This window comes from Psychrilyobacter atlanticus DSM 19335, from assembly GCF_000426625.1.
In the GTDB taxonomy this organism is placed as follows: Bacteria; Fusobacteriota; Fusobacteriia; order Fusobacteriales; family Fusobacteriaceae; genus Psychrilyobacter; species Psychrilyobacter atlanticus.
The window spans coordinates 1,108,284-1,132,084 of record NZ_KE384548.1 but is presented as its reverse complement, the minus strand read 5'-3'; the positions used below and the strand labels follow the sequence as shown (position 1 = coordinate 1,132,084).

The following is a 23,801-nucleotide window of genomic DNA, read 5'->3' as shown; positions in this document are numbered from 1 at the left end:
AAAAAAGGAGAATTAGCATGAAAAAAATATTGCCGTTTATGCTGGTTCTGGGAATTTTAGTGGTTGGAATACTCTCTATTAAGATAGGGAGTGTTCCAACACCTATTAGCTATATAATTTTTCCAGAGACAGCTCCGGACTATATAAAAACAATTATTTATGATATAAGGTTACCGAGAATTTTCATGGCTGTACTCATTGGAATGATGTTATCTTCTAGTGGTGTAGTTGTACAGACTGTGTTTCAAAATCCCTTGGCAGATCCATATATAATAGGGATAGCAGCTAGTGCTACCTTTGGAGCAGTGATAGCATACATATTTGATATGCCGGATATAATGTATGGAGTTACAGCTTTTTTTGCCTGTATAATCAGCACTATTTTGATATTTAAACTATCCAATAAGGGAGGCAAAGTAGATGTGACTACCCTGCTTATAATAGGAATAGCAATCTCATCTTTTATAGGAGCTATGACATCTTTTGCAATGTATCTCATAGGAGAAGATTCATTTAAAATCACAATGTGGCTTATGGGGTATCTAGGGAATGCAACCTGGCAAAAAGTATTTATATTGATAGTACCTCTCATCTTCTCCATGTTGGTATTTTGTTTAAATAGAAATCAATTGGATGCTTTGCTGTCTGGAGACGAGGAAGCACATTCTTTGGGAATAAATGTAGAAAAATTAAAGATAAAGGTTTTGGTAGTAGCTTCATTGGTGGTAGCTTTCTCTGTAGCATTCTCAGGAATGATAGGATTTGTAGGGCTGATAATCCCCCATACAATAAGGATGATTACAGGACCTAGTAATGCAAAACTCCTTCCAAACGCTGCTCTTGCAGGAGGATTTTTTTTACTGGTCTGCGACACTATCGGGAGGGTAGTGCTAGCACCTGTAGAAATTCCAATAGGTGTAGTAACTGCATTTTTTGGAGCACCGTTCTTCCTGTACCTGGCTTTTAAAAATAAAGGGAGGCTGGGATGATGGCGATAAAGATAGAAAAATTAAAGATCTCATACGGGGAAAGAGAGGTCCTAAAAGGGGTAAATTTACACATAAAAAAAGGCAAATTAACAGGTATTCTGGGACCCAATGGATGCGGAAAATCAACTCTCTTGAAGACTGTCTTAGGTGTACTAAAAAATAGGGACGGAAGGATACAGATAGGAGAAAGGGAACTGAGGGAATATGGTCCGAAAGAATTAGCTCAAAAATTATCATTTGTACCTCAAAAATCAAGTTTATCATCTCCTATGAATGTAGAAGAATTTGTCCTCATGGGAAGATTACCCCATTTAAAAAGTTCGTGGCATGGATATAGCAGAAAGGACAGAGAGATCACAAGAAACATTATAAATGATTTGGGGTTAGATGATTTTAAGGATAGAACAGCTTTTAATCTATCGGGAGGAGAGTTCCAGAGGATACTTTTGGCCAGAGCTCTAGCTCAGGATCCAGAGATACTACTTTTGGATGAGCCTACTTCGGCACTAGATTTAAATCATGCAGTAGAATTAATGGGAAAGGTAAAAACTATGGTAAAAAAGAAGGATATAACGGCTGTTGCAGTGATACATGATTTAAATTTAGCATCGATGTTTTGTGATGAACTGATTATTATGAAGGGTGGAGCGGCTAAGTATCGGGGGATCCCTAAAGAAGTTTTAACAGAAAATATATTGATGGAGATCTATAATTTAAAATGTAGTGTCATTAGCGATAATCAAAATAATCCATATGTTATTCCAATAATTTAAGGAGGAAAAGTGAAAAAAATATTTGTTTTAATATCTATATTGATGATGAGTGTTCAGGCATTTTCATTAAAAATAGAGGGAAAGAAAGTTGTAGATAATCAAGGAAACAAGGTGGCGTTAAAAGAATATTCTAAAATAATCTTAATAGACCCCGCAGTTGTAGAAATTGTTTATATGATTGGAGGGGAAGAAAATATAGTTGCTATAGCCAATACTATGAACCAAGATATTTGGCCAATGGAAAAAACGAAAAGAATACCATCAGTTGGAACTCTCTATAAACCTTCCATTGAAAAAATTATATCGTATAAACCGGATCTAGTGATAATAAATCCAATGATATCAGATTTTGGAAAATCTTTGAAGGAAAGGGGGATTCCATACCTTATAAATAACGGAGATAGTTTTGAAGAAATTTTGGATAATGTAAAAATTTATGGAAAATTAACAGGGAAGGCTGAAAGATCAAATACAGTTGCAGTGGAATATAGAGAAAAATTAAATGCGGTAGAGAAAAAGTTAGAAAAAAATCCACTGGGATATAAGGGAGCTTTTTTATTCAGCACCTCTCCTATGATGGCATTTAATTCAAAATCTTTACCAGGACAGGTTTTTGAAATATTGGGGATAGAAAATATCACAGATAATTTAAAGGGGGGAAGACCTATTCTTTCACCTGAATATTTAATATCTCAAAATCCAGATATATTATTGGGGGCCATGGGAATTAAGGGAAAGGAAGACATATTAAACAGCAGTCCCTTTGTGATGGAAACAACAGCAGGGAAAAAGGGAAATGTTGCAATAGTTGAGTCTTCTAAAATACTGAGACCGACTCCTCGAATAATAGATACAGTAGGGGAACTCTATGAAGAACTCAGCAGCTGGAAATAAAAAAACTCAATAAAAAAATCCTTCTGTAAGTTAGATATATCTACGGGCAGGAGGATTTTTTTATTATGTCTATAGGGGAAACTTATAAAGTTATTGAATTTTTCCATCCATCTGTATGAACTTTAAAACTCTTGCTACTGCTGACCTTATTCTGCCACCCGTCTGAAGTAAATGTTACGCTAGATTTTTTAGCTGTTACCTTTCTCCATCCGTCAAATTTGAATAAGTTATTTTTATATCCATTCCACATATTTAAACCCATTTTATTCCTCCTCTAATTTAATTTGTAATAATTACAATTTTGTATTTGATTTATTATATTGCAATTTTATCAAAAATGCAAGAAATAAATAGCATTTTTTCTAAAAATTTATTACAAAACTTAGGAAGAGTATTTATTTTACCAGATCAAATGTAGAAGACCTTATAGTATAAGAGTTTTAAAATCTGATTCTTTACACGAAGCTCACAAAGTTAAAATAAGAGAGTACACCAAGAGAACCTATAGAACGCGGATCAAATCTAACTCCTCCTTCTTATAGTTTCTCTCAGATCAGAGAAACTAACGTTATAATGATTAGTATTTTTCTAATTCTGAAGTTTATAGTCGTTGAGCTTCGGCAGGACTGTTTCTACAATGACGATTGTGTATTACTATACAAAGACCTTTATAAACTTCTTGATTTTCTTTCCCCCTATTCTTGTATCAAGACAAGAAAGGGGCCGTATTAAGGGCGGAACCCTTAGAACTTTCTTACTCCTTTCATATTAGCGTTTTCACGAGGTGATGAATATTAAAAATTCTTATAATTAAAAAGAATTTTCTAAATATGACAATAGAGAAAACTATCGCGACTCCTCCAAAAAAAAATTAAACTCTAAGGGTATTCTCCTTAACTAACTCATCGCCTTCAAAATTAAAAGTTAAAGAAATAAAAAAAATCCTCCTACTTCTAGATTTCTCTAGATGCAGGAAGAAGTTTCTGATATTCTTATTATTTTCTTATTATATTTTACAGTAATGAAAATAAGATCTTAGCCATGATAAGCCCCATCCCTGTTCCTATGATTGCTCCTAACATTCCCATAAGTACTCCTACTGGAACTAAAGAATCATTATATGCTCCTGCAATTACAGGTGCAGATGCAACTCCTCCGATATTTGCCACCGATGCAACACAACAAGTAAAGAGGTCAAATTTAAATATCTTAGCAAAGATTGCCATCATAAGACCATGAATTCCTAAGATACATGCTCCTGCAATGATGTAAACTGGTGCCTCTGTTAATTCTGCAAAGTTTGCAGAAGAAGCTATCAATCCAATCAACGTATATAAAAATATATTGGATAATTGTTTGGACCCCGGAACTTTACTCATTGGAGACATTCCACCTACAATACCCATAATTGTAACCAATAAAATAGACCAAGTTGTATTGTTTAAAAAAGTAGTCTGTGGAAGATATTGAGCTACCCATACGCAAAAAGCTCCTGCTCCTAAAGCAAATGCCAATGTACCGAATAGGTCTAAAAATGTAACTTCTTTTACTATCTCTTCATCCAATGCAGCCAAATGCTCCGAAAGTTCCTCTACTATACTGGTATCGGCTTTATTAAATTTATTAAAAGCCATTATTAATTTACTTGAACCAACAAAGAATAGTAAGAGCATGATCCAAATTGAATAATCTATAGAATCTATCAATAAGGTATATCCCATCCCTACATCATCTAAATTTAATGCCTGCTGTACTGCTACCATGTTTTGAGTTCCACCAATCCAAGAACCGGATAGTGCTCCAAAAGCCTGCCAAGAATTTTCAGCCAGCTTATCCTTGAAGATCATAAATGTTACTACAAACCCAGTCATTATACTGAATGTAGCCGAGAAAAATGCCAATAACATCTTTGGTCCTAATTTTAGGATATGCCGTAGGTCACACTTTAATAACATCAAAAATATCATAGATGGTAAAATAGCACTCTTCATTCCGTTCCTTGCTATACCTGCTCCTGTTTTTACCCCATCAATAGATAGTGACCAAAAACCAAAAGTAGACATTAGCATTACCCCAAAGTAGATAATTACCAGTGGCGGAATAACCTCAAAAAATTTCGTTTTAGATTTTAACTTTTCTTCAATAAAAAATACACCTGCTGCAAAACAAACTATAAATGCTATAAAACTATAACCGGATGTAATCATAAATAAAATCCCCCCTGTATCTCGTTATAAATTGCACAATCTTACTATTATATATAAGATATATAATTTGTTTTGTCAAATCGAATACTGTTATAACAAGGATATCTGAAATTTATTTTTTGTCATAAATTGTATTAAGTTATTAAAACCTAATCCCATACACGAAGCTCACAAAGGAAAAAAATAGAAAGGTCACTAAGAGAATCTTCTTCTTTTTTCCCCTGACACAGACTAGGTTCTGACTTTAATCAATCCATAGAACGCGGATCTCTACGAGATACACAGAAATACTTTAATTTACACGGATTAAATTAATTTGTCAGATTTCACTCCAAAAATCCTTACACGAAGCTCACAAAGGAAAAAAATAGAAAGGTTAGTAAGAGAATCTTCTTCTTTTGACCCTGACGCAGACTAGGTTCTGGTTTTTTATTTTGACTTATCTTTTGAACCTAATTTCTTTTTCTAGATGTTATCCTACTTCCCAGAATATATCTCACGAGTTTCGTCGTACCCGCCATGTCCGTCAGGCATCCCAATAAGAAACGGGGATCCATGGACTTACTCTATAACATTATTTAGAAAAAGTCTGCTTTTCTTTCGTTCATTTCTTTTTCAGAAAAAAAGAAAGAACCCGTATAAAAGAGGGACTCTTTAGAACTTGATTTTGATTTTAAATGTTAATTCATAGAAGGTGAACTTCTTTTAAATACTCGTGAATGGAAATACATGTTAAAGATTCCAAGGTTTTCGTCCTTGATACGACTCCTTTCGATTTACGAATATTAAAATTAGATATAAATATATCTAATTTTAAATATGAATCTCAGATCAGAGAAACTAACGTTATAATGATTAGTATTTTTTCTAATTCTGAAGTTTATAGTCATTCATCTTCGACAGTATTGTTTCTCAATGACGATTATCAGAATCTGCATTTAATTTGACAATGTTGAGCTAATAATATATAAAATAATAATATGAAAATTAAACAATATATGTCATAATTGATTATTAGACATGTCAATTAAATTGAAAAACAAAAATGACAAATTTTTAAAGTAGAGGATGTATTTATGAAAAAAAATAAAAGTAATGGGTTTACACTTATTGAACTGCTGGTTGTAATAGCTATAATAGGGATATTAGCAACAACATTAGCCCCAAAATTGAGAAGAGAGTTAGCAAAAGCAAAAGATGCTAAAGCTGTTGCAGTATTAGGTGCTGTTAGAACATCTATACCAATTATTATTCTAGATAAAACTGTAAGTGATTCGACCTCACCTACCTTTATAACATTAGAAGAGATAAGAAGGAAGGTTGATAAAAAAACAAATGATTTAATAGCTGTAACTAACAGTTCCCGTGAAGCCAGAGAAAAGCAGATAGAAGTAGGGGGATCAATATATTATACAACAGGTTCCGAATTGGTTTATGGGGGACATACATCGTTAGCATTAGAAAATAATTTAGATAATAACAATGATATGTATACCCTTTTTGATGGAGGAGCACCTATTGATTTCATTGCAGGAGGAGAATCTCTCAAACTAAATTGGGTAGTAAGGCCTGTAGGATATAGCGATAGAAAAGGTGCTCTTAGTACCAATGAATTAAAATGGAGCAGTTATTAATTAAACTATTAAATATTTAGATTTTATATTGTTGAAAGGAGTGATCTATTATGAAAAAAATATTTTTAATACTGGTGGGATTGATCCTACTGGGCTGCAGCTCTGCCGATAAAACTTCTACTAATACCGATTATGACCCTTGGTATAACGATTATTACTACGGGTATTATGATGATTATTATGACAACGACGTTTCTTGGGATGACCTGTCCGATGAAGAGAAAAAGGAGATCATAGAAGGTATAAAAGAGAATCCTGAATTCCAGGAATATGTGAAGGATAAGCTGGAGGATAGATTTCCAGATGGGATACCACAGGTTGAAGATAGGGAGAGAACGAAGGAAGATATTTTAAATAACAGAGATGAATTGAATAAGAATAGTATAAAAGAAAGACCACGCCCACCAGTTTCTAAGGATAATTTAATCTTGAAAGACAGAATAAGACAACCCAGGACGAGGAATTTAAAAAGGTAAAAACTGACTTATATTTTATAAAAACCTCCAGATTAGCGTAAGCTATAACTGGAGGTTTTTTTATTACTAAATTATCAAAACCTGACCCCTTACACGAAGTTCACAAAGGAAACCCTAGAGAGTACACTAAGGAATTCTTTTCTCTTTTAGCCACCAATCTACACTAATATTTTATAATTTTATCGCTATAACAAAGAAGTTTATATTTTGGGTTAGAACCTTCTAACCCTCTCTTACCTATCGCCACTCTCCCGTGGCGACGAATATTAGAAATTTCTTATAAATAAAAAGTTCTTTCTAAATGTCGAAAGGGAGAAAGATATCCTTTTATTCGAAGTTTATAGTCGTTGAGCTACAGCAGTAGTGTTTCTACGATGACGATCGTGACTTACTATACAAAGACCAAATGTTATTGCTTCGGTTCCCCCATTTAGGGGAAGCCATAACGAGAAAGTGTCGTAAATCTTCTTGACTTTCTTTGGTTCGTTTCTCAGATCAAGCCACATTTAAAATTAGATTTATTTTTCAACCTAATTTTGATATTCGTGATCATGAACTCGTATTAAAGAGGGACTCTTTAGAACTTGATTTTGATTTTAAATATGAATCTCAAATCAGAGAAACCAAACCTATAACCACCTTGTCTTTTATAAGTAAATCAGGGATCCCTGTTTCTTTTATGCCGTTAATTAATTTTCTGACTATGGTTATTCAGGGATTATAAGCTTACCTTCAAAAACAGTTACAGCTTTTCCCCCAACCCATACTTGAAAGTCATTTCCAGTATCTATTTGAACAATTATTCTACTTGGTTTTTTCATCCAATCACCTTGATGTGCAACAAAAGATAGACCTTTAGCTGATCCCCATCTTTTTGTATAAAGACAGGCTCCTAATGCTCCGTTGGAGGTTCCAGTTGCAGATTCTTCTGGTATACCAAAAGCAGGAGCAAAGTTTCGACACCATACTTGATTTTTTTTATCAATAGAAAAGGCATGAACCCCGACAATATTAAGTTTTTGACTTAAATTTGCTAATTTATCCATGGCAGGTATTAAATTTTTTAAAATTTCAGTTGATCTAATGGGTAATAAAAGGTCGGGAAGCCCTGTAGACCAAATTTCTGGGAACTCCATTAAATTTTCTACTCCAACTTCTTCAGAAGCTAAGCCCATTATCGCAAATAACTCATCTAGGGGGATTTCTTTTTTTAAGTTTATTGGGGAGGTTTGCTGCATTAATATACTTCCATCTTCTAAAAACCGAATATTTAATTTTCCAGCTTTTGTTTTTTGAATTATTTGTGTTTTATGAGGAGGAATAATACCTAATTCTTTTAATAGGCTAAAAGTTGCAATTGTTGCATGACCACATAAATCAACTTCTCCAGTTGGGGTAAAAAAACGTAATTCAAAATCATAATCTATGGAACCGGGAAAAACAAATGCAGTTTCAGAAAGATTCATTTCTTTTGCTATTAGTTGCATTTGAAGGGATGAAAGTCCTTCAGCATTTGGAACTACTCCTGCTGGATTTCCGCTATATGCTTTATGAGTGAAAGCATCTACCTGGTAAATTTCTTTTTTCATCGAATACCTCCTGTTTAATTTATATTTACGATTAATTTGGCAAATTAATTTAAACATCTATTTTAGATCCCATTGCTTTTTTATAAACTCTAAAAGTTAAAAATATTATTTTTAGAAGCTTCTTTCCATTATCACATAACTTTTTCCTGATTTTAAAAATTCTTTCCCGGTAGAAATTAATCCAAATCTTTCATAGAAAGAAATTTTATTTTTTCTGGCGTTACACCAGATATAGTTTATATTTTTATTGGCAGCTAATTTAAAAACTTCTTTGAGAAGAAGGGTTCCGTAGCCTTTTTTCTGTTGGCTTTTTAATGTAGCAAATTTTCGAAACTGTAAGCTATTTTTTGTGATATAGAGGGAAACAATGGAAACAACTTTATTATTTTCATAGACTCCAAGATGAATAGCTTTATCATCCCCTTCTACTTTTACAAAGTTAATATCTTTATCGGGCCACATAACTTCCTTTCTGATAGTTAAAATTTTTTCAATAGGAACTTCTTTTATAGTCATAGAGACCTCCATTTGAGATTTTATTTAATTATACCAAAAAAAAGAGGTCACTAAGAAAATTTGTGATCATTTTTTTTATGGATGCGATAACATCAGCGTTCTAGTAAAAAACTTTGAACGCGGGTATCTTCGATACTACCCGATGTGGGCATCACCAATATCTCTACTCGCAAGGGGTATCACCAAAATGCTATTAGTTTACTATATAAACATAGGATTTTGAGATAAAGTTTATTTCATAAACTAAGAATATTGCGAACACTGAAAACCCTCTAATCTATACAGATTTAGAACCTTTTCTTATTGGTTAGAACCTAAATCGAAGTTTATAGTCGTTCCACTTCGGCAGTAATGTTTCTACAATGACGATCGTGTATTACTTATTAAGACCATTATAAACCTTCTTGACTTTCTTTCGTCTATTTCTTGTGTCAAGACAAGAAACAGACCCGTATTAAAGAGGGACTCTTTAGAATCTGGCTTTGATTTTAACTATTAATTCATAGAAGGTGAATTTATCTTAAATACTCGGGAAGAAAAATAGAAAAAAATTAAAATCTAAGGGTGTCACCCTTAATGGACTCTGTTTCTTTTTATCTGAAAAAGAAATAGAGGAAAGAAAAGCAGAAATTTTGAAAATGGCTTTTAAGAAGAGATAGAATAACTTCGAGCTTTTGAGCTACAGTCCTCACTACGTTGCGGAACTTATTCTGTATATCGCTCTTAGTAGAATAACTATTGTGAAAGTGGCATCGCCTTCAAAATTAAAAGTTAAAAATTTAAGAGGATAAAACTCCGTGTACTCTCTTTTTTCCTCTGTGTATCTCCGTGTCCAATATTTTTAGATTATTTCTTGGTTTAAATTCCAAAGTTTAAATTCTGATCCGACAGAAAGAAAATTTATAAGGTATAATTCTATTATAAGGGAATTAGAGTAGGTTAAAAGATCTATAAGGTGTAATTTTTAATTAAAATTTGATTTCCTTATTTGTCTATGGGGTAATTTAGTTAGATAATAAATTTTAGAGGAGTGGTTCAGATGATTATTTTTAAAAAAATAAACGATGTATTATTTTTTACAATGAGTGGTAAAATAACAGATGAAGACTATAAAAAAGTGATAATCCAAGAGATAGAAAAAGAAAAAGAGATATTAAAAGATTCGGAAAAATTAAAGCTAGCTATTGTTCTCAGTGATGACTTTCAAGGTGTGTCAATAAAAGCTGTAATAGATGATATAATATATGGATTCAAAAATAGAAATAATTTTTATAAAATAGGAATATCTGGAAAACACTATAAAATTCAAGATCAGTTAGTGAAATTGGCCAATACTATGGTCTCTGGAGAAATGAAAGTTTATGATGATAGTGAAGAGATGTTTAAATGGTTAAAAGAAAATTTATAAGGTATAAATCTATTGTAAAATAATACAGTAAAATATTTATATAAATTTGGAGGTTTTATTATGGATTTTTTAGAATTAGCAAAAAAACGGTATTCTGTGCGTAAATTCAGGGATAAAAAAGTTGAAAAGGAAAAGATTGATCTGATTTTAGAAGCTGGAAGACTTGCTCCTACAGCAGTTAACTATCAGCCACAACGGATTCTTGTCCTTGAATCAGATGAAAGTTTGGAAAAACTAAAGGAGTGCAGTAAATATCATTTCGATGCTCCCCTGGCAATCCTTGTCTGCTATGACAATACAGTAAGCTGGAAGAGACGTTACGACGATAAGGATATGGGAGAAGTGGATGCAAGTATTGTGGCAACCCAGATGATGTTAGAAATAACTAACCTCAACCTTGGAACTACCTGGGTTGGACATTTTGATCCCCAAAAGATCAGAGATATATTCTCGCTCCCTGAAAACATAATACCGGTAGCACTATTCCCTGTGGGATATCCCCATGAAAAAAGTGTTCCCCATCAGCTGCATGAGAAAAGACTCGAGATATCTGAAACTGTAGTTTATGATTCTTTTAAAAAATAAAGAAAAATGGAGACTAGTTTAGTCTCCATTTTTTAGATTCCAGGGTGTAAAGGGTAAAATATTTTGACCCATTTAATTCTTCTTCAGGAAATAAATTATATTTATTTTACGGAAAATATATGATTAGTTGCCATATCTATATTTTTAATTAATTTTTCTATAGAAGCGACAGTTAAATTTAAATAATCTTCCAGATCTTTTTCTGTCAAATAAGGAATTGGATTCTCTTCCCCGTATTCTTCTGTGACAACTAAGTTTATAACTGCCCCTGTTCTTTTTATCATTCCAGCACCACCAATTTCCCCATGAAGTTCATTGGACATAAAACTTATCCCGCCACAATCCTGGCTGATAATATCGGCTAAATCCGAGATAATCTGAACTTTATCTTTTGAAAATTCACTAATTTTTAATGCATTTCCTAATTCAATTATTTTATTGGCTACTTTTTCAGTATTACTTTTTAAAGCTCCTTTCATTCTCTTTGCAGCTCCATCAAAAAATTTACATTCTATTCCTAGATCTTTAGCGGCTTTAACAACTGCCTCCACAACAAAAGGGTTATCGTCTGTGGCATCTCCTCTTACAAAATAAGTGGGCTTTTCTAAACCCTTTGAAAATTTAGAATAGATCATAGCTTCGATAATTAAAGTAGGTAATTTATCCATCCCTAATTTTTCTATAATTAATTTTTTTGAATAATTAGGCGAATTTCCTTCTAAATCTTCATTTGGTCCTATTCCTCCTTCAGTTGCATTTACTGTTCCTAATACACTAACGGGGATATTATTGATCTCTAAAACTGTTCCAACTATATTCCCAATATTATTTTCAATATCTTCAACAGTTGAAATAAACTTATCAGGATAGTTTTTGGTAAAACTATTTAAAGCGGCATTTGCAATTGCTGTTTGAACAGCTACAGGTGTTTCCATAACTCCCTGACCATAAATTCTTCCAAATGCTTCTAAAACTAGAGTATGAGTATTAACAGCTTCTTTTCCAATTAAACTATTAATAATTGATTTTTCCTGCAATGTATATTTTCTTTTAACTGTCCCGTAACCTTCTCCGCCATTTTTTAAAATAGCGGTAATTTTATTTTCCTCAAATTTAAATTTTTCTATGGTGAGATCTATTCCAGTTGCTTTTTTAAAAAGGGAAAGAACTACTGACAATCCAGGAGAATCATCCTGTACCTGATTGTTCAAACTATGACAGTGACCACATCCCACATGCCCTGATATAGCTATCTTTCCTGTTTTTTGGCTGCTAAATTTAATATCTATTTTTATCTTCCTCCAGTTTTTTTATCTTAACAGGATAAAATATCCCATTAGATTTTATGATAACTATAATTTTACATTTAAGAGTGTCTATTTTGAACAATATAACACAAAGTATAAAATTAAAAAAGGCAGAAATTTTATTTCTGCCTTCTACCATATAAATTTCAAATAATTTTTCTTTCTGTAAAACTCTCCAGAGAATTTGCTGTATAAGTATTAATATTTATAAGAGTCAAAGTATTTTATTAATGCTTTTCTATCTATTACCTTTATGCTGTTTTTATATTTTTCTATAATACCTTCATGAATAAATTGATTAGTTATTTTATAAAGGGTAGATTTATTTACATACACTGCTCTAGTCAGCTGGGTGTAACTGTCAAAATAAAAAGTATTGCTGTCTTTACAAAAATAATTTGATATTATATAAGCATAATAAGCAGCAGCCCCTCCCTGAGAATAGATATAAAAACCTCTAAGTCCCTGAAAAAGTATATTTGTACATTTTGGCATATAGTCCTCCATAAATAAAGACGTACTTAGGATATATTTCTTGAATATAGAAGTTGGTATTTCATATCCTGTAACTTCATTACTAGATGCTATAACTTCCCAATCCCAGTCACTTCCACTTGTAAAGCATGCATTAACTCCTACAAACTCATCGTCAGAAAACATATAGGGAAAGATCTTTTCTCCGTCTTCATCACATCTGATTTTTATTGCATTTCCTTTTTTTATATAAAAAACCTTATCATCTCCCTGTCCATATAAGAGATTCCCTTTTTTATATCTTTTAAATTTAATTTTATCCTTTACAGATTTTGGCAGCAGTGTAACGGGAAATTCTAAACTATCCAAATTAATTCCTCCTCCTCTTAGAAAAATTCTAAATATTTATTATGTATATTTAATTATACAACGCTATTTAAAATAAACTCAATTATATTATAACAGATTTAATTTAAATATTCGGTAACATTTATTACAGCTTTTAAATAGATATTAGTATATAATGATATATAACTATGTTAAAAATTACACATCAATATCTTAATTAATTTTATTTTCAAGAGATATTAGATGAATTTAGTTGTTTTTCGGTAAATTTTAACGTCTAAAAAATGATTTTTTTATTTTTTTTAAATAAAAATGACTAAAAGTATGATTAGGAGAAAAAAAATATATATAAACTAGAATAAAAAGTGAAATTTTGAATTTAAAGTGTCCTAAAGAGACACTTTTATTTTAATTTTAGGATATAATTTTAGCAAGATAAAAAAATAACAAAATATAAAGATTAAGTTCTTTCGAAATTCAGTAACAATATGAAAATATCTAAAATATAGTTAGATTGTTTTCAATAATGTGAATTAATTATTTTTGAAAATTAATGTTTGGAGGAGGTGATCAAATGTTACAGAAAGGAATTATTTTCAATATTCAGCGTTTTACAATACATGACGGACCTGGAATCCGTACAGAGTTATTTTTAAAAGGATGTCCCCTCCGATGTGATTGGTGTGGAAATCCTGAGAGTTTTAAGGCTTCTATAGAACCAGGTGTATATAAGAGTAAATGTATTTCCCGTGAAAAATGTGGTTCGTGTGAAGAGGTCTGTTCTGATAAAAGTATGCTGACTTTTACAGATGGTAAACTGACTTCTATAGATCCTGGTAAATCTACAGATTGGCTTGCTTGTTATAATGCCTGCCCTTCAGATGCAATCAAACAATGGGGTAAATCTATGTCTGTAGAAGAGTGTATGAAAGAAATTTGTAAGGACAAGGGTTATTATGAGCGTTCTGGTGGTGGGGTTACAGTCTCCGGAGGGGAACCATTACTTCAAAGTGACTTTGTAGCAGAACTTTTTAAGGCCTGCAAAGATGAAGAAATTCATACCTGTTTTGAATCTAGCTTCTATGGTGACTGGAAGGAGATCGAAAAGATATTACCGTATACCGATCTGGTAATTTCAGATATAAAACATATGGATACAGATATCCATAAGAAATATACTGGAGCAAACAATGAAAAGATCTTGAAAAATTTAAAAAAAGTTGTAGATGAAGGAAAGGAGCTTATTCTAAGAATTCCTGTTATTCCAAATGTAAATGATGATATGGAAAATATCAAAACCACAGCAGATTTTATATTAGATGAACTTGGTGGTCGTGTAAGAACACTACAGCTCTTAAGTTTTATGCGTCTAGGGGAAGAAAAATATAGTTCACTGGGAATGACCTATAAGATGGAAGATGTTCAAGTTGAGAGAGAATCATTTCAAAAACACATCCATGAAATTGCACAGTATTTTAATAGTAGAGGGATTCATTGTCTAGTAGGTACTAAGGAAAAAGAATAAATAAAACAACATATATTAGGGGGGGATTTTAATGAAAATGAATAACACAAATCCATGTGGAACAGAAGCTTTTGATAAGGTATATAGTATAGGCTACCAAGTCAATCATGAAGACTGGTCTCCATATCCACGTGTAAATAATCTTAGACAGACATTTTTAGATAGACCATATGATATAGATGTAGAAAGATTTAGATTAGTAACAGAAGCTTATCAAAATAATGAATCAGCTCCACGTAAACTTCAATGTGCCTATGCTTTTGAAAATATATTACTTAATACAACACTTAGTATCTATGACGAAGATCTAATTTTAGGTGAGATAGCAGCACCAGCAAAGGCATCACCAATATATCCTGAATTCTCTGTAAAATGGATCACCGATGAGATATTAAATTCTCCATTTGAGGAACGTTCAAACGATCAATTTTATATAAGAAATGAGAAAGAAAAACAAGAAATTTTAGAACTTTGTAAATATTGGGAAGGGAAGTGTGCTGACGATCTTATAAATGTAAGACTAGATGAGGAGCAAAAGAAGGGTTCCCATGTAGGAGAAAAAGTATTCCAAACAAATAACTATCATTTTGCCGGGATAGGTCACTTTGCAATGGATTATAAGAAACTAATGACACTGGGATATAGTGGAGTAATCGAGGAAGCTAAGACTCACTTTGCAAAACTAAGTAAGAGTGATCCAGAGTATGGAGAGAAAAGAGATTTTTATAAGGCAACGATTATCATGTTAGAAGCTTCTAAAAAATATATCACTCGTTATGCAAAACTAGCAGAGGATATGGCAGCAGTAGAAACTGATGAAAAGAGAAAACAAGAATTAGAAGATATGGCAGCTAACTGTCATGTAATATCAGGAGATGCTCCTAAGACTTTTTGGCAGGCATTACAGTTATTTAACTTTGCAACTACACTTATCCAAATAGAAGGGAATGGTCACTCGATCTCTTATGGACGTATGGACCAGTGGTTAAATCCTTTCTATGAAGCTGATATGAAAAATAATGAAATTACTAAAGAGTTTGTTTTAGAACTTATAGAAGTATTATATGTAAAGATGAATAATCCTACAAAATTAAAGGATAAAGGTACAGTAAAAGTCCGTAATGGACGTGGGTTCGGAGGAGAGAGTCTTACTATTGGTGGAATAGATAAAGACGGTAACGATGCAACAAATGATCTTACTATGTTGATGTTAGAAGGATCAGCTCATACAAGGATGATGAACCCTTGGGTTTGTGTACGTATGCACGAAAATACGCCTTATGAATTAAAGGTTAAAACAACTGAATGTACAAGAGCAGGTTATGGACATCCAAAGATCTTTAATGATGGCCCAGCAATCAAAGCTATGTTAAGTAAGGGAGTAACATTAGAAGAGGCAAGAGATTATTGTGTTGTAGGTTGTGTAGAGCCATCACTTCCAGGAAAGGAATTTGGTTGGTTAGATGCAGGTTATGTAAATACAGCTAAGATGATGGAAATGGTAATTAATGGAGGACGTACATTAAATGAGATAGAACTTGGTCCAAATACCGGGAGTTTAGAAACTTATAAGAGTTTTGATGAAGTTCTTGAAAGTGTTGATCAGCAGTTTGCTTACTGGTGTGACCAACTATGCAGCTGTTTAAACATCATGGAAGATGTACATAGAATAGTGAAACCTACTCCATATGTTTCTGCTTTCTTTGAAGGTTGTCTTGAAAGTGGAAAAGATATGACCGAGGGAGGAGTTAAGTATAATGGTACTGCTCCACAAGGTAGTGGTATTGCTACTTGTGCAGATTCATTATCTACTATTAAAAAATTAATGTTTGATGACAAACGTTACACTGGTGCTGAGTTACTTAAAGCTGTAAAAGATAATTGGGAAGGTCATGAAAAGATATATGCCCTTGTAAATAGTTCAAAAGTTCCCCACTTTGGGAATGATGATGATGCAGCAGATGATCTATTTAAATTTATGTTTGAATGTTACTGCAGGCATATAAAAGGGAGAAAAAACCTTAGAGGTGGAGACTTTAGTCCAGGGGTATATACAGTAAATGCCAATGTAGGGATGGGATTATATACCAATGCATCACTAGATGGTCGTAAGAACAATGAACCTATCTCTGATAATATGGGACCTGTACATACTGATGGAGGATCTCATGATATCTGTGGACCGACTGCTCTGGTAAACTCTGTAGCAAAGGTAGACCATAGTCTTGCAAGTAATGGAACTTTATTAAATCTAAGATTTCCAGAAGAAGCTGTATCAGGAGTAGAGGGAAGAGACATCTTGATCAGTTTCATCGATGAGTATATTGCAAAGCAAGGAATGCATGTTCAGTTTAACATCTTGATCAGTTTCATCGATGAGTATATTGCAAAGCAAGGAATGCATGTTCAGTTTAACATCATGAGTTCTGAAACTATGAAAGCAGCACAAAAAAATCCAGAAAATTATAAAGATATGCTAGTACGTGTAGCTGGATATAGCGCTTACTTTGTAGAGCTTGGGAAACCACTACAAAAAGATCTAATTCAACGTACAGAGCTTAATTTTTAATTGAAACATAAAAAGATTATTACAAAATATAAACTATTGATCCCTATGTTTTTCATAGGGGAGGGGACAAATAGATCTTTGTATCTATTTGATTGATAATATTATTTAATTATTTAAAGGGAGAGAAATATGAATTTTGATTTTATACTTGTTGGTTTAATGCAAATTGTTGGGTTCTTTGTTCAAGGGACTACAGGATTTGGATGTACTGTTATTGCTGCACCAGTAACAAATGGAATATTAGGAACGGCTATCGGAGTACCGTATGGTACGATCATCACACTACCTTTCCTATATTACCTAGGGATTAAAGGAAGAAAAGATGTTTCTTGGAAAGACTTGGCTAAAATTGTAGCTCTTTGTGCACCAGGAATCTTAATTGGAAACAAATTATTTACTAGTATTAGTCCTCAAACGGCAAAGATCGGGATTGGTGGAATGATCATTGTTATTGCAACTATGAATATTCATAAACACATCATAAAACCTCTAGTTATTAAACAAAAAGAAGAGGATGAAGCAGAAGATACAACAGTAAAAAAAGTTTTTCGTTACGGATGTCTTATATTAGGTGGAGTTGTCCATGGAGCATTTACTATCGGAGGTCCATTAATTACTGTTTATACACTAGAAGCAGTAAAAGATAAGAAAAAATTCCGTAATACAATGACATGGTTATGGTGCATCCTTAATGTATGGAATGCTTTCGCTCAATATAACAATGTACCAGTAGGAAATAGAGCATATCTAACAAGTGCACTACTTATAGGATTACCTATGGCTGGAATCGGATTCTTCTTTGGTATGAGATTTTTAGAAAAGATCAACAGAGTACAATTTTTACGTATTGTATACGCTGTCTTAATGTTAATTGGAGTAAATATGTTTAAGAGTAATGTTCCATGGACTCCTGAATTAATTAAGATGTCATCTATTGGGCTTACAGTAGTTGGTCTAGGATATATCTATACCGTTGTAAAGAATAAAAAGGCTAACGAGCAACTACATGGTGCTTAATTATAGAATAATTTAGTTTTAGAGTTTAAAGGTAAGCTCCCTTTATGGGAGTTAAGCCATTTTTAGGAGGAAAATAATGAAAGATTTTAGATTTAAAATACCACAAAATATCGAGTTTGGAATAGGAAGCTTAAAGAGACTTCCAGAGATCATGAAAGAAAATAATTCAAATCATGTTTTTTTAATCTCAGATCGTGGTTTAGAGAGTATAGGTGTAGTAAATAAAGTAAAGGACATCATTGAAGCTAGCGGAATCAAATGTACAGCTTATCTAGATGTAGTACCTAATCCAACAATAGATGTTGTAAATGAAGCTACTGCATCTTATAAAGAGTGTGGCGCAACAAGTATTGTTGCTCTTGGTGGAGGAAGTCCATTAGATGTTGCAAAAGCTGTAGGAGTACTTGCTTCTTATGGTGGAGACATCAGAGACTATGAAGGTATGAATAAGGTTCCGGGACCGATTGTACCAATGATTGCAATCCCTACAACAGCAGGAACTGGAAGTGAGGCAACAGCATCATGTGTAATTACAGATGAAGAGAAAAACTATAAGTTTTCAATGATTAGTTATGAAACTCTTCCTAAATATGCAATCTTAGATCCAGAACTAATTATGACTGCACCTGCATCAATTGCAGCTTCAACTGGTGTAGATGCACTGATCCATGCAATAGAAGCATATCTTTCAAGAAATGCTTCACCATTTTCAGATACAATGGCTGAAAAAGCAATGGAATTAATCGGTAAAAATGTTCGTAGGTTTGTAGCAAATAGAAAAGATGAAAAAGCTGCATGTGCAATGATGACAGGAAGTAATTTTGCTGGGATCTCATTTGCATGGGCAAAACTTGGGAATGTTCATGCTATGAGTCATCCGGTAAGTGCGTTTTACCACGTGCCCCATGGTGTTGCAAATTCAGTCCTTCTTCCAACAGTTATGGAGTATAATGCTCTAGCTGATAATGGACGTTATGAAGTAATTTATAATTATATCCGTGAAGGGAATGAAGTGATTAATAATTTCAAACCAGAGATGCTTGTAGAAGAGATCAAAAAGTTAAACGAAAATTTTGGAATTCCAAAATCACTTTCAGAAGTAGGAGTTAAAGAAGATATGATCGAGGAGATGGCAAAGGATGCTATGAAGAGTGGAAATGTCTTAGCAAATCCAAGACAGACAACTCTAAAAGACATGATCGAACTTTATAGAAAAGCATTATAAAATAAAAACCTTATAAAATACATCCCAGGCGTTTAGAAAATTTTCTAAACGTTTGGGAGTTTTTTTAATAGATATTATGAAAAGATAAAAATTAATAATTTAAACAAGGGGAGAAGCCAATATGTTTAAAGACACAAAGATAATAACTTTAGCAGCAGCAAAATTAATGGGGGAGAAAGCTCTTGAAAAGTGTGAAGAAATAGGTAAGTCTTTTGTTTTTTCAGTAGTAGATGCAGGAGGTCATATCCTTTATACTCAAAGAATGGAGGAAGCTTTTATAACTAGTATTAGTATAGCCACAGATAAAGCATTTACAGCAGCAACAATGAAAAGAGCAACTGATAAACTTACAGAAAAAATAAAGCCAGAATCTGATCTATTTGGATTAAATCATACGAATAATGGAAGAATTATTCCCTTTGGTGGAGGTTTGCCTGTAGTTGTAGATGGAAAGGTAATAGGTGGAATTGGAGTCAGTGGGGGAAGTGTAGAAGAAGATATTGCTGTAGCTACCGCAGGATTAGAAGCTCTAGAACTTTAATTTTTTATAATTAATAGAGAAAAAAATAACAATCTATAATAGATTATTGTAAAAGCATTGAAAATATTTCAATATTTTTATAACAGTCTAGTTTAAGAAGGAGGAAATTATGACAATGAAAAGAGAGTACGGGAAAGAACAACCTTATATCCCTGCTGGTCCATTTAAAATAAGATTACCATTGATCCATCTAAAGTTTGAAAAAGTTGATTTTTTTCAAGGATTATTATTATGTGCAGTATGTTTAGGAGCTATTCCTATGTTACAAGAATATCTAGGAATGCCTTTTGAAGTAGCAATGACCGTTGTTGTTTTAAATGGAATATTATATTTTGCCCATATACTTTTAGGAGATCCAGTTATACCTGGATGGATAACTCCTGCTATTCCATTACTTATGCTCCATATCAGTCAATACCCTGTTGGACCTGAGAGAGTTCACGCACTTATAGCGTTTCAATTTTCTTTAGGGATATTAGCTATTTTTTTAGGTATTACAGGTCTTGGTAAAAAAGTTACATCTATTGTCCCCAATGCTATGAAGTCAGGGGTTATTCTAGGTGCAGGAATCTCTGCTATCATGTCAATATTAAAAAAAGGTGGAAATTTTGAAAAATATCCTGTCTCCATTGTAATTTGTATGGGTGTTGGTTTTTATTTTTTATTTTCAAGTCACTTTAAAAGTAAAAGAAATCTCAATAAATTTACTAAAATCCTTTCAAATATGGGATCTCTTCCTATAATTATATTAGCTATATTTATAGGACCATTAGTAGGCGAAGCTAGTATACCTAATATCCAGTGGGGAATTACAAATCTTGCATTTAAGGAATTATTTAATAATTGGACTATCTTTGGATTGGGATTACCTCCCTTAAAGATGTTTATCAGTGGGATTCCTATGGTAATATCATGTTATATTGTACTTTTTGGAGATATGATTCAGACTCAATGTTTACTTGAAAATGCCAGCAAAGAAAGGCCTGATGAGATTATAGACTATAATCCTAATCGTTCTCATTTAATTTTTGGATTAAGAAATTTATTGATGTCTATTTTTGGACCTGACCTTACTATGTCTGGACCACTTGCAGCTGCAATGCAGGTAGTTCTTTGCGAAAGATATAAAAATGGGAGAGAAACGATGGACTCTATTCATGGAGGAGCTATTTCTTATAGGTATGGAACTCTTTCTGGGTATTTACTCCTTCCTATTGTTACTCTGGTCAAACCAATATTAGGGATTGCTCTTGCTGCTACTATGCTTATCCAGGGGTATGTATCTATTAGAGTAGGAGTTCTAAAATCAAAAACAGTTAATGATTTGGGAATTGCAGGAATTATGGCTGCTGTTATAGCAACTAGAGGAGCAGCTTGGGGTCTTTTATCCGGCCTTCTTCTCTGTGGATTTATTAATATTGGACGAAATAAGGAATTTGAATCTCCATTGTTTGAAGGTTCGACATTTACGAATAAAATAGTAAGCAATGAAATTAAGGCAGAGGAAGTGTAGCAGGTTGGTCATTTTGACCTCCAAAAATTTAGAGATATATTCTCACTACTGAAACTGTAATTTATAATTCTTTTAAAAAATAAAGAAAATGGAGACTAGTTTAGTCTCCATTTTTATAGGTTTATTTTAAAATTAATAATTCCACATTGAAAAACCTTGATTATAAGCTAATTGATGAAGGGGATTGATAGTTTTTTCTAACAAATCTTTAAATTCTTCTTTTGACATTTTTATTAATTGAATTCCATTAATATTTAAAAAATCTTCTAATTTTTTTATTTCCCCACTTTTTATAGTAATATTAAAAGCAAAATATAATAAATTAATTAAATTTTCTAGATGTTCATCTAAATTAGGAAGCCTATTATTTTTAATACTATTAGTACTTTTACTTGTAGGTATTAAGTTCCATAATTCATCATGAAGAACAAAACTCCATGGAATAAAATGATCTATACTCATATTTTCAACAGTTAAAATTTCTCCTGTATAAATATCTTTAATTTCATAATTTTGAATCAGCCCTTCCCAAAATTTGGTGGCTTTATTAAGCTTTCTCTTTTGAGCAGCTTCTAATTTAAAGATTATTGATGGAACATTTGGATTCTTAACCTGCAAATAGCAAACTAACTTAAATTTAATCCAGCCTTCTATAATTACTTGATGTTTATAAAGATAATTAAACCAAGCTTTATTTATTTCTAATTCTTCTCCTTTTAGTTTATATAATCCCTTATCACTCTTATTTGATAAATCTATAATCATTTTATTTTTTAAATTATCTTTTATTCCTATTAATTCATCATAAAATGGTGAAATCAATCTATATGGAACAAGATTAAAAAGATTTTTTCTCATTTTTTCGTATTCAGGACAATCTAAGCTAAAAAGAATTTTTTTTAATTCTTTTTCTTTTATTGTTTTACTTAAATTATGTTTTTTATACAAAAATTTTACAATCTCTCCTAATCTATCTTGAGGACCAAAACTTAATTTAAATTCTAAAATAGAATACCAAGCTTTACAAATCATATTATCTACAATATCTTTAAAAGTTAGATTTTTATTCCCCATTTTAATCTCTTCTAATATTCCATAAAGCCAATAAATCTTATAACTACTTGATGTTAATTTCAACTCTAAAATTTCAGAAAAATTATTAATATCTAGTCCTTTTTTTTTAGGTAATATATACATTTTATCTCCTTATTTTTCCTGCTTACTTTGATTTTTAAACAATTAACTTTTTAAAATTTAAAATTATATCTTTGGGATCCAAATGATATAGAAACTAAAATAATTTATATATATATTTTTATTCTTTTTATTAAAATATTTTATGCTACTAAAATTATACTAAAAATAAAATAAAATTGCTATAATAATAGAGGTGAATAATGAAAAATCGAGGAGGAATAATGTCGGTAGAATTTTATAATGAAAATGTAAAAGGATTTTTTGAAAATACTGTAGATGCAGATATGAGCGAAACTTATGAAATATTCAACAACTATCTAAAAAAAGGAGATACAATTCTGGATCTAGGTTGTGGGAGTGGGAGAGATTCCCATCACTTTTCCAACTATGGCTACGAAGTGATTTCGGCTGATTATTCCGATGAGATGGTAAGGATGGCAAGTAAGTATTTAAATAAAGAAGTTATTAAACTGGATATGCGTCAGATGGATTTTAAGGAAAAATTTGACGGGGTCTGGGCTTGTGCTTCCATCCTTCATATAAAAAAAGTGGAGATAGGAAAAGTTTTAGAAAATTCATACCGTGCTCTGAAAGATGGTGGAATTATGTATATGAGTTTTAAGTATGGAGAAGGAGAAGTTCAAAGGGGAGGAAGGTGTTTTTCTAATTATACGGAAGAAAGCTTTTCTAAACTTTTAGATTCACTAGATATTTTTAATATTGAAAAATTTTGGAAAACAGCAGATGTAAGACCAGACAGACAGGATGAGTTTTGGCTCAATGTAATAGTGAAAAAAAAGTAGCCTAGGCTATTTTTTTTTGCAAAAACCTAATATTTTAAAAATTTTTTAAAAATTTATTTTTTAGATAATTTAAAGATATTAAATGTGTTCAACCCCAACAGAATAAAGGGTTATATAGAATAATTTTTAATTTTAGTCTGTGGTTTATATAAATATTCTAAGGAGTCTGAATTTTTCCTTTATCTCTGCACGTCAACGTGCGCAGGCCTTG

Annotated in this window: 21 protein-coding genes; 14 read left to right on the top strand and 7 right to left on the bottom strand. The window is 32.1% G+C overall.

What is annotated here, in order from left to right:
• Positions 1-17 precede the first annotated feature (17 nt).
• From K337_RS0117260 to K337_RS0117250, 3 genes are read left to right on the top strand one after another with little or no spacing between them, the layout of a single operon-like run.
• Entirely contained in the window at positions 18-989 is a 972-nt protein-coding gene (locus tag K337_RS0117260) for a FecCD family ABC transporter permease (protein ID WP_028857687.1), read from the top strand.
• Positions 986-1,762, top strand: a complete 777-nt coding sequence (locus tag K337_RS0117255; protein ID WP_028857686.1) for an ABC transporter ATP-binding protein — start codon at positions 986-988, stop codon at positions 1,760-1,762. The genes K337_RS0117260 and K337_RS0117255 overlap by 4 nt, the downstream gene beginning before the upstream one ends.
• A 9-nt stretch (positions 1,763-1,771) precedes the next feature.
• Positions 1,772-2,656: an ABC transporter substrate-binding protein gene (locus tag K337_RS0117250; protein WP_028857685.1), complete on the top strand. Its 885-nt coding sequence runs from the start codon at positions 1,772-1,774 to the stop codon at positions 2,654-2,656.
• Between the two features lie 82 nt (positions 2,657-2,738).
• Here K337_RS0117250 and K337_RS0117245 read toward each other — a convergent pair whose 3' ends face one another.
• Positions 2,739-2,918: a hypothetical protein gene (locus K337_RS0117245; protein WP_028857684.1), complete on the bottom strand. Its 180-nt coding sequence runs from the start codon at positions 2,916-2,918 to the stop codon at positions 2,739-2,741.
• A 751-nt stretch (positions 2,919-3,669) separates the two neighbouring features.
• Positions 3,670-4,863 (bottom strand): DUF819 family protein, encoded by a 1,194-nt coding sequence (locus K337_RS0117240; protein ID WP_028857683.1) that lies wholly within the window; start codon positions 4,861-4,863, stop codon positions 3,670-3,672.
• 1,076 nt (positions 4,864-5,939) lie between these two features.
• On the opposite strand from K337_RS0117240, the gene K337_RS0117235 reads away from it, so the two are divergent.
• Both K337_RS0117235 and K337_RS0117230 read left to right on the top strand, forming a co-directional pair.
• Complete coding sequence (locus K337_RS0117235; protein ID WP_028857682.1) at positions 5,940-6,497, top strand: type II secretion system protein; 558 nt, start codon at positions 5,940-5,942, stop codon at positions 6,495-6,497.
• Positions 6,498-6,547: 50 nt separating this feature from the next.
• On the top strand, positions 6,548-6,973 hold the full coding sequence (locus K337_RS0117230) for a hypothetical protein (protein ID WP_028857681.1): 426 nt from the start codon (positions 6,548-6,550) through the stop codon (positions 6,971-6,973).
• Between the two features lie 707 nt (positions 6,974-7,680).
• On the opposite strand, the gene K337_RS0117225 is transcribed toward K337_RS0117230, so the two are convergent.
• Together K337_RS0117225 and K337_RS0117220 are read right to left on the bottom strand one after the other, a co-directional pair.
• Positions 7,681-8,562 (bottom strand): PhzF family phenazine biosynthesis protein, encoded by an 882-nt coding sequence (locus K337_RS0117225; protein ID WP_028857680.1) that lies wholly within the window; start codon positions 8,560-8,562, stop codon positions 7,681-7,683.
• Between the two features lie 111 nt (positions 8,563-8,673).
• Positions 8,674-9,078, bottom strand: a complete 405-nt coding sequence (locus K337_RS0117220) for a GNAT family N-acetyltransferase (RefSeq protein WP_028857679.1) — start codon at positions 9,076-9,078, stop codon at positions 8,674-8,676.
• A gap of 1,039 nt (positions 9,079-10,117) precedes the next feature.
• Between K337_RS0117220 and K337_RS0117215 the strand changes: the two genes are divergently transcribed.
• Both K337_RS0117215 and K337_RS0117210 read left to right on the top strand, forming a co-directional pair.
• Complete coding sequence (locus K337_RS0117215) at positions 10,118-10,486, top strand: SpoIIAA family protein (RefSeq protein WP_028857678.1); 369 nt, start codon at positions 10,118-10,120, stop codon at positions 10,484-10,486.
• Between the two features lie 60 nt (positions 10,487-10,546).
• Positions 10,547-11,071 carry a nitroreductase family protein gene (locus tag K337_RS0117210; protein ID WP_028857677.1) on the top strand — a complete coding sequence of 175 codons (525 nt, stop codon included), beginning with the start codon at positions 10,547-10,549 and terminating at the stop codon, positions 11,069-11,071.
• Positions 11,072-11,172: 101 nt separating this feature from the next.
• Here the strand turns inward: K337_RS0117210 and K337_RS18995 are convergent, their stop codons facing one another.
• Together K337_RS18995 and K337_RS0117195 are read right to left on the bottom strand one after the other, a co-directional pair.
• Positions 11,173-12,282: a hypothetical protein gene (locus K337_RS18995; RefSeq protein WP_051251911.1), complete on the bottom strand. Its 1,110-nt coding sequence runs from the start codon at positions 12,280-12,282 to the stop codon at positions 11,173-11,175.
• A gap of 294 nt (positions 12,283-12,576) precedes the next feature.
• Entirely contained in the window at positions 12,577-13,221 is a 645-nt protein-coding gene (locus tag K337_RS0117195; protein WP_028857676.1) for a Crp/Fnr family transcriptional regulator, read from the bottom strand.
• Between the two features lie 553 nt (positions 13,222-13,774).
• Here K337_RS0117195 and hpfH point away from each other — a divergent pair.
• The 6 genes from hpfH to K337_RS0117165 all read left to right on the top strand — a co-directional run bounded on the left by hpfH (position 13,775) and on the right by K337_RS0117165 (position 21,590).
• Positions 13,775-14,725 (top strand): (2S)-3-sulfopropanediol dehydratase activating enzyme, encoded by a 951-nt coding sequence (hpfH, locus tag K337_RS0117190; protein ID WP_028857675.1) that lies wholly within the window; start codon positions 13,775-13,777, stop codon positions 14,723-14,725.
• Between the two features lie 31 nt (positions 14,726-14,756).
• Positions 14,757-17,294 (top strand): (2S)-3-sulfopropanediol dehydratase, encoded by a 2,538-nt coding sequence (gene hpfG, locus K337_RS0117185; RefSeq protein ID WP_028857674.1) that lies wholly within the window; start codon positions 14,757-14,759, stop codon positions 17,292-17,294.
• Between the two features lie 129 nt (positions 17,295-17,423).
• Positions 17,424-18,311 (top strand): TSUP family transporter, encoded by an 888-nt coding sequence (locus tag K337_RS0117180; RefSeq protein ID WP_028857673.1) that lies wholly within the window; start codon positions 17,424-17,426, stop codon positions 18,309-18,311.
• Between the two features lie 76 nt (positions 18,312-18,387).
• A complete protein-coding gene (locus K337_RS0117175) occupies positions 18,388-19,536 on the top strand; it encodes an iron-containing alcohol dehydrogenase (RefSeq protein WP_028857672.1) in 1,149 nt (382 codons plus the stop codon).
• 121 nt (positions 19,537-19,657) lie between these two features.
• Positions 19,658-20,077 carry a GlcG/HbpS family heme-binding protein gene (locus K337_RS0117170; RefSeq protein WP_028857671.1) on the top strand — a complete coding sequence of 140 codons (420 nt, stop codon included), beginning with the start codon at positions 19,658-19,660 and terminating at the stop codon, positions 20,075-20,077.
• Between the two features lie 109 nt (positions 20,078-20,186).
• A complete protein-coding gene (locus K337_RS0117165) occupies positions 20,187-21,590 on the top strand; it encodes a membrane protein (protein WP_028857670.1) in 1,404 nt (467 codons plus the stop codon).
• Positions 21,591-21,722: 132 nt separating this feature from the next.
• On the opposite strand, the gene K337_RS18990 is transcribed toward K337_RS0117165, so the two are convergent.
• The gene (locus K337_RS18990) at positions 21,723-22,787 is read right to left on the bottom strand and encodes an HNH endonuclease domain-containing protein (RefSeq protein WP_051251909.1); all 1,065 of its coding nucleotides are present in this window, start codon (positions 22,785-22,787) and stop codon (positions 21,723-21,725) included.
• Between the two features lie 221 nt (positions 22,788-23,008).
• Here K337_RS18990 and K337_RS0117155 point away from each other — a divergent pair, with 221 nt between their 5' ends.
• Positions 23,009-23,590, top strand: a complete 582-nt coding sequence (locus tag K337_RS0117155) for a class I SAM-dependent methyltransferase (RefSeq protein WP_028857669.1) — start codon at positions 23,009-23,011, stop codon at positions 23,588-23,590.
• The last annotated feature ends 211 nt before the right edge of the window (positions 23,591-23,801 follow it).

What these genes read in the sequence shown, in the direction of transcription:
- K337_RS0117240 (WP_028857683.1), bottom strand. Translation starts at nt 4,863, where the DNA reads ATGATTACATCCGGTTATAGTTTTATAGCATTTATAGTTTGTTTTGCA.
- K337_RS0117155 (WP_028857669.1), top strand. Translation starts at nt 23,009, where the DNA reads ATGTCGGTAGAATTTTATAATGAAAATGTAAAAGGATTTTTTGAAAAT.
- K337_RS0117210 (WP_028857677.1), top strand. Translation starts at nt 10,547, where the DNA reads ATGGATTTTTTAGAATTAGCAAAAAAACGGTATTCTGTGCGTAAATTC.
- hpfH (WP_028857675.1), top strand. Translation starts at nt 13,775, where the DNA reads ATGTTACAGAAAGGAATTATTTTCAATATTCAGCGTTTTACAATACAT.
- K337_RS0117215 (WP_028857678.1), top strand. Translation starts at nt 10,118, where the DNA reads ATGATTATTTTTAAAAAAATAAACGATGTATTATTTTTTACAATGAGT.
- K337_RS18990 (WP_051251909.1), bottom strand. Translation starts at nt 22,787, where the DNA reads ATGTATATATTACCTAAAAAAAAAGGACTAGATATTAATAATTTTTCT.
- K337_RS0117260 (WP_028857687.1), top strand. Translation starts at nt 18, where the DNA reads ATGAAAAAAATATTGCCGTTTATGCTGGTTCTGGGAATTTTAGTGGTT.
- K337_RS0117180 (WP_028857673.1), top strand. Translation starts at nt 17,424, where the DNA reads ATGAATTTTGATTTTATACTTGTTGGTTTAATGCAAATTGTTGGGTTC.
- K337_RS0117255 (WP_028857686.1), top strand. Translation starts at nt 986, where the DNA reads ATGATGGCGATAAAGATAGAAAAATTAAAGATCTCATACGGGGAAAGA.
- hpfG (WP_028857674.1), top strand. Translation starts at nt 14,757, where the DNA reads ATGAAAATGAATAACACAAATCCATGTGGAACAGAAGCTTTTGATAAG.
- K337_RS0117220 (WP_028857679.1), bottom strand. Translation starts at nt 9,078, where the DNA reads ATGACTATAAAAGAAGTTCCTATTGAAAAAATTTTAACTATCAGAAAG.
- K337_RS0117235 (WP_028857682.1), top strand. Translation starts at nt 5,940, where the DNA reads ATGAAAAAAAATAAAAGTAATGGGTTTACACTTATTGAACTGCTGGTT.
- K337_RS0117225 (WP_028857680.1), bottom strand. Translation starts at nt 8,562, where the DNA reads ATGAAAAAAGAAATTTACCAGGTAGATGCTTTCACTCATAAAGCATAT.
- K337_RS0117165 (WP_028857670.1), top strand. Translation starts at nt 20,187, where the DNA reads ATGACAATGAAAAGAGAGTACGGGAAAGAACAACCTTATATCCCTGCT.
- K337_RS0117175 (WP_028857672.1), top strand. Translation starts at nt 18,388, where the DNA reads ATGAAAGATTTTAGATTTAAAATACCACAAAATATCGAGTTTGGAATA.
- K337_RS0117245 (WP_028857684.1), bottom strand. Translation starts at nt 2,918, where the DNA reads ATGGGTTTAAATATGTGGAATGGATATAAAAATAACTTATTCAAATTT.
- K337_RS0117230 (WP_028857681.1), top strand. Translation starts at nt 6,548, where the DNA reads ATGAAAAAAATATTTTTAATACTGGTGGGATTGATCCTACTGGGCTGC.
- K337_RS0117170 (WP_028857671.1), top strand. Translation starts at nt 19,658, where the DNA reads ATGTTTAAAGACACAAAGATAATAACTTTAGCAGCAGCAAAATTAATG.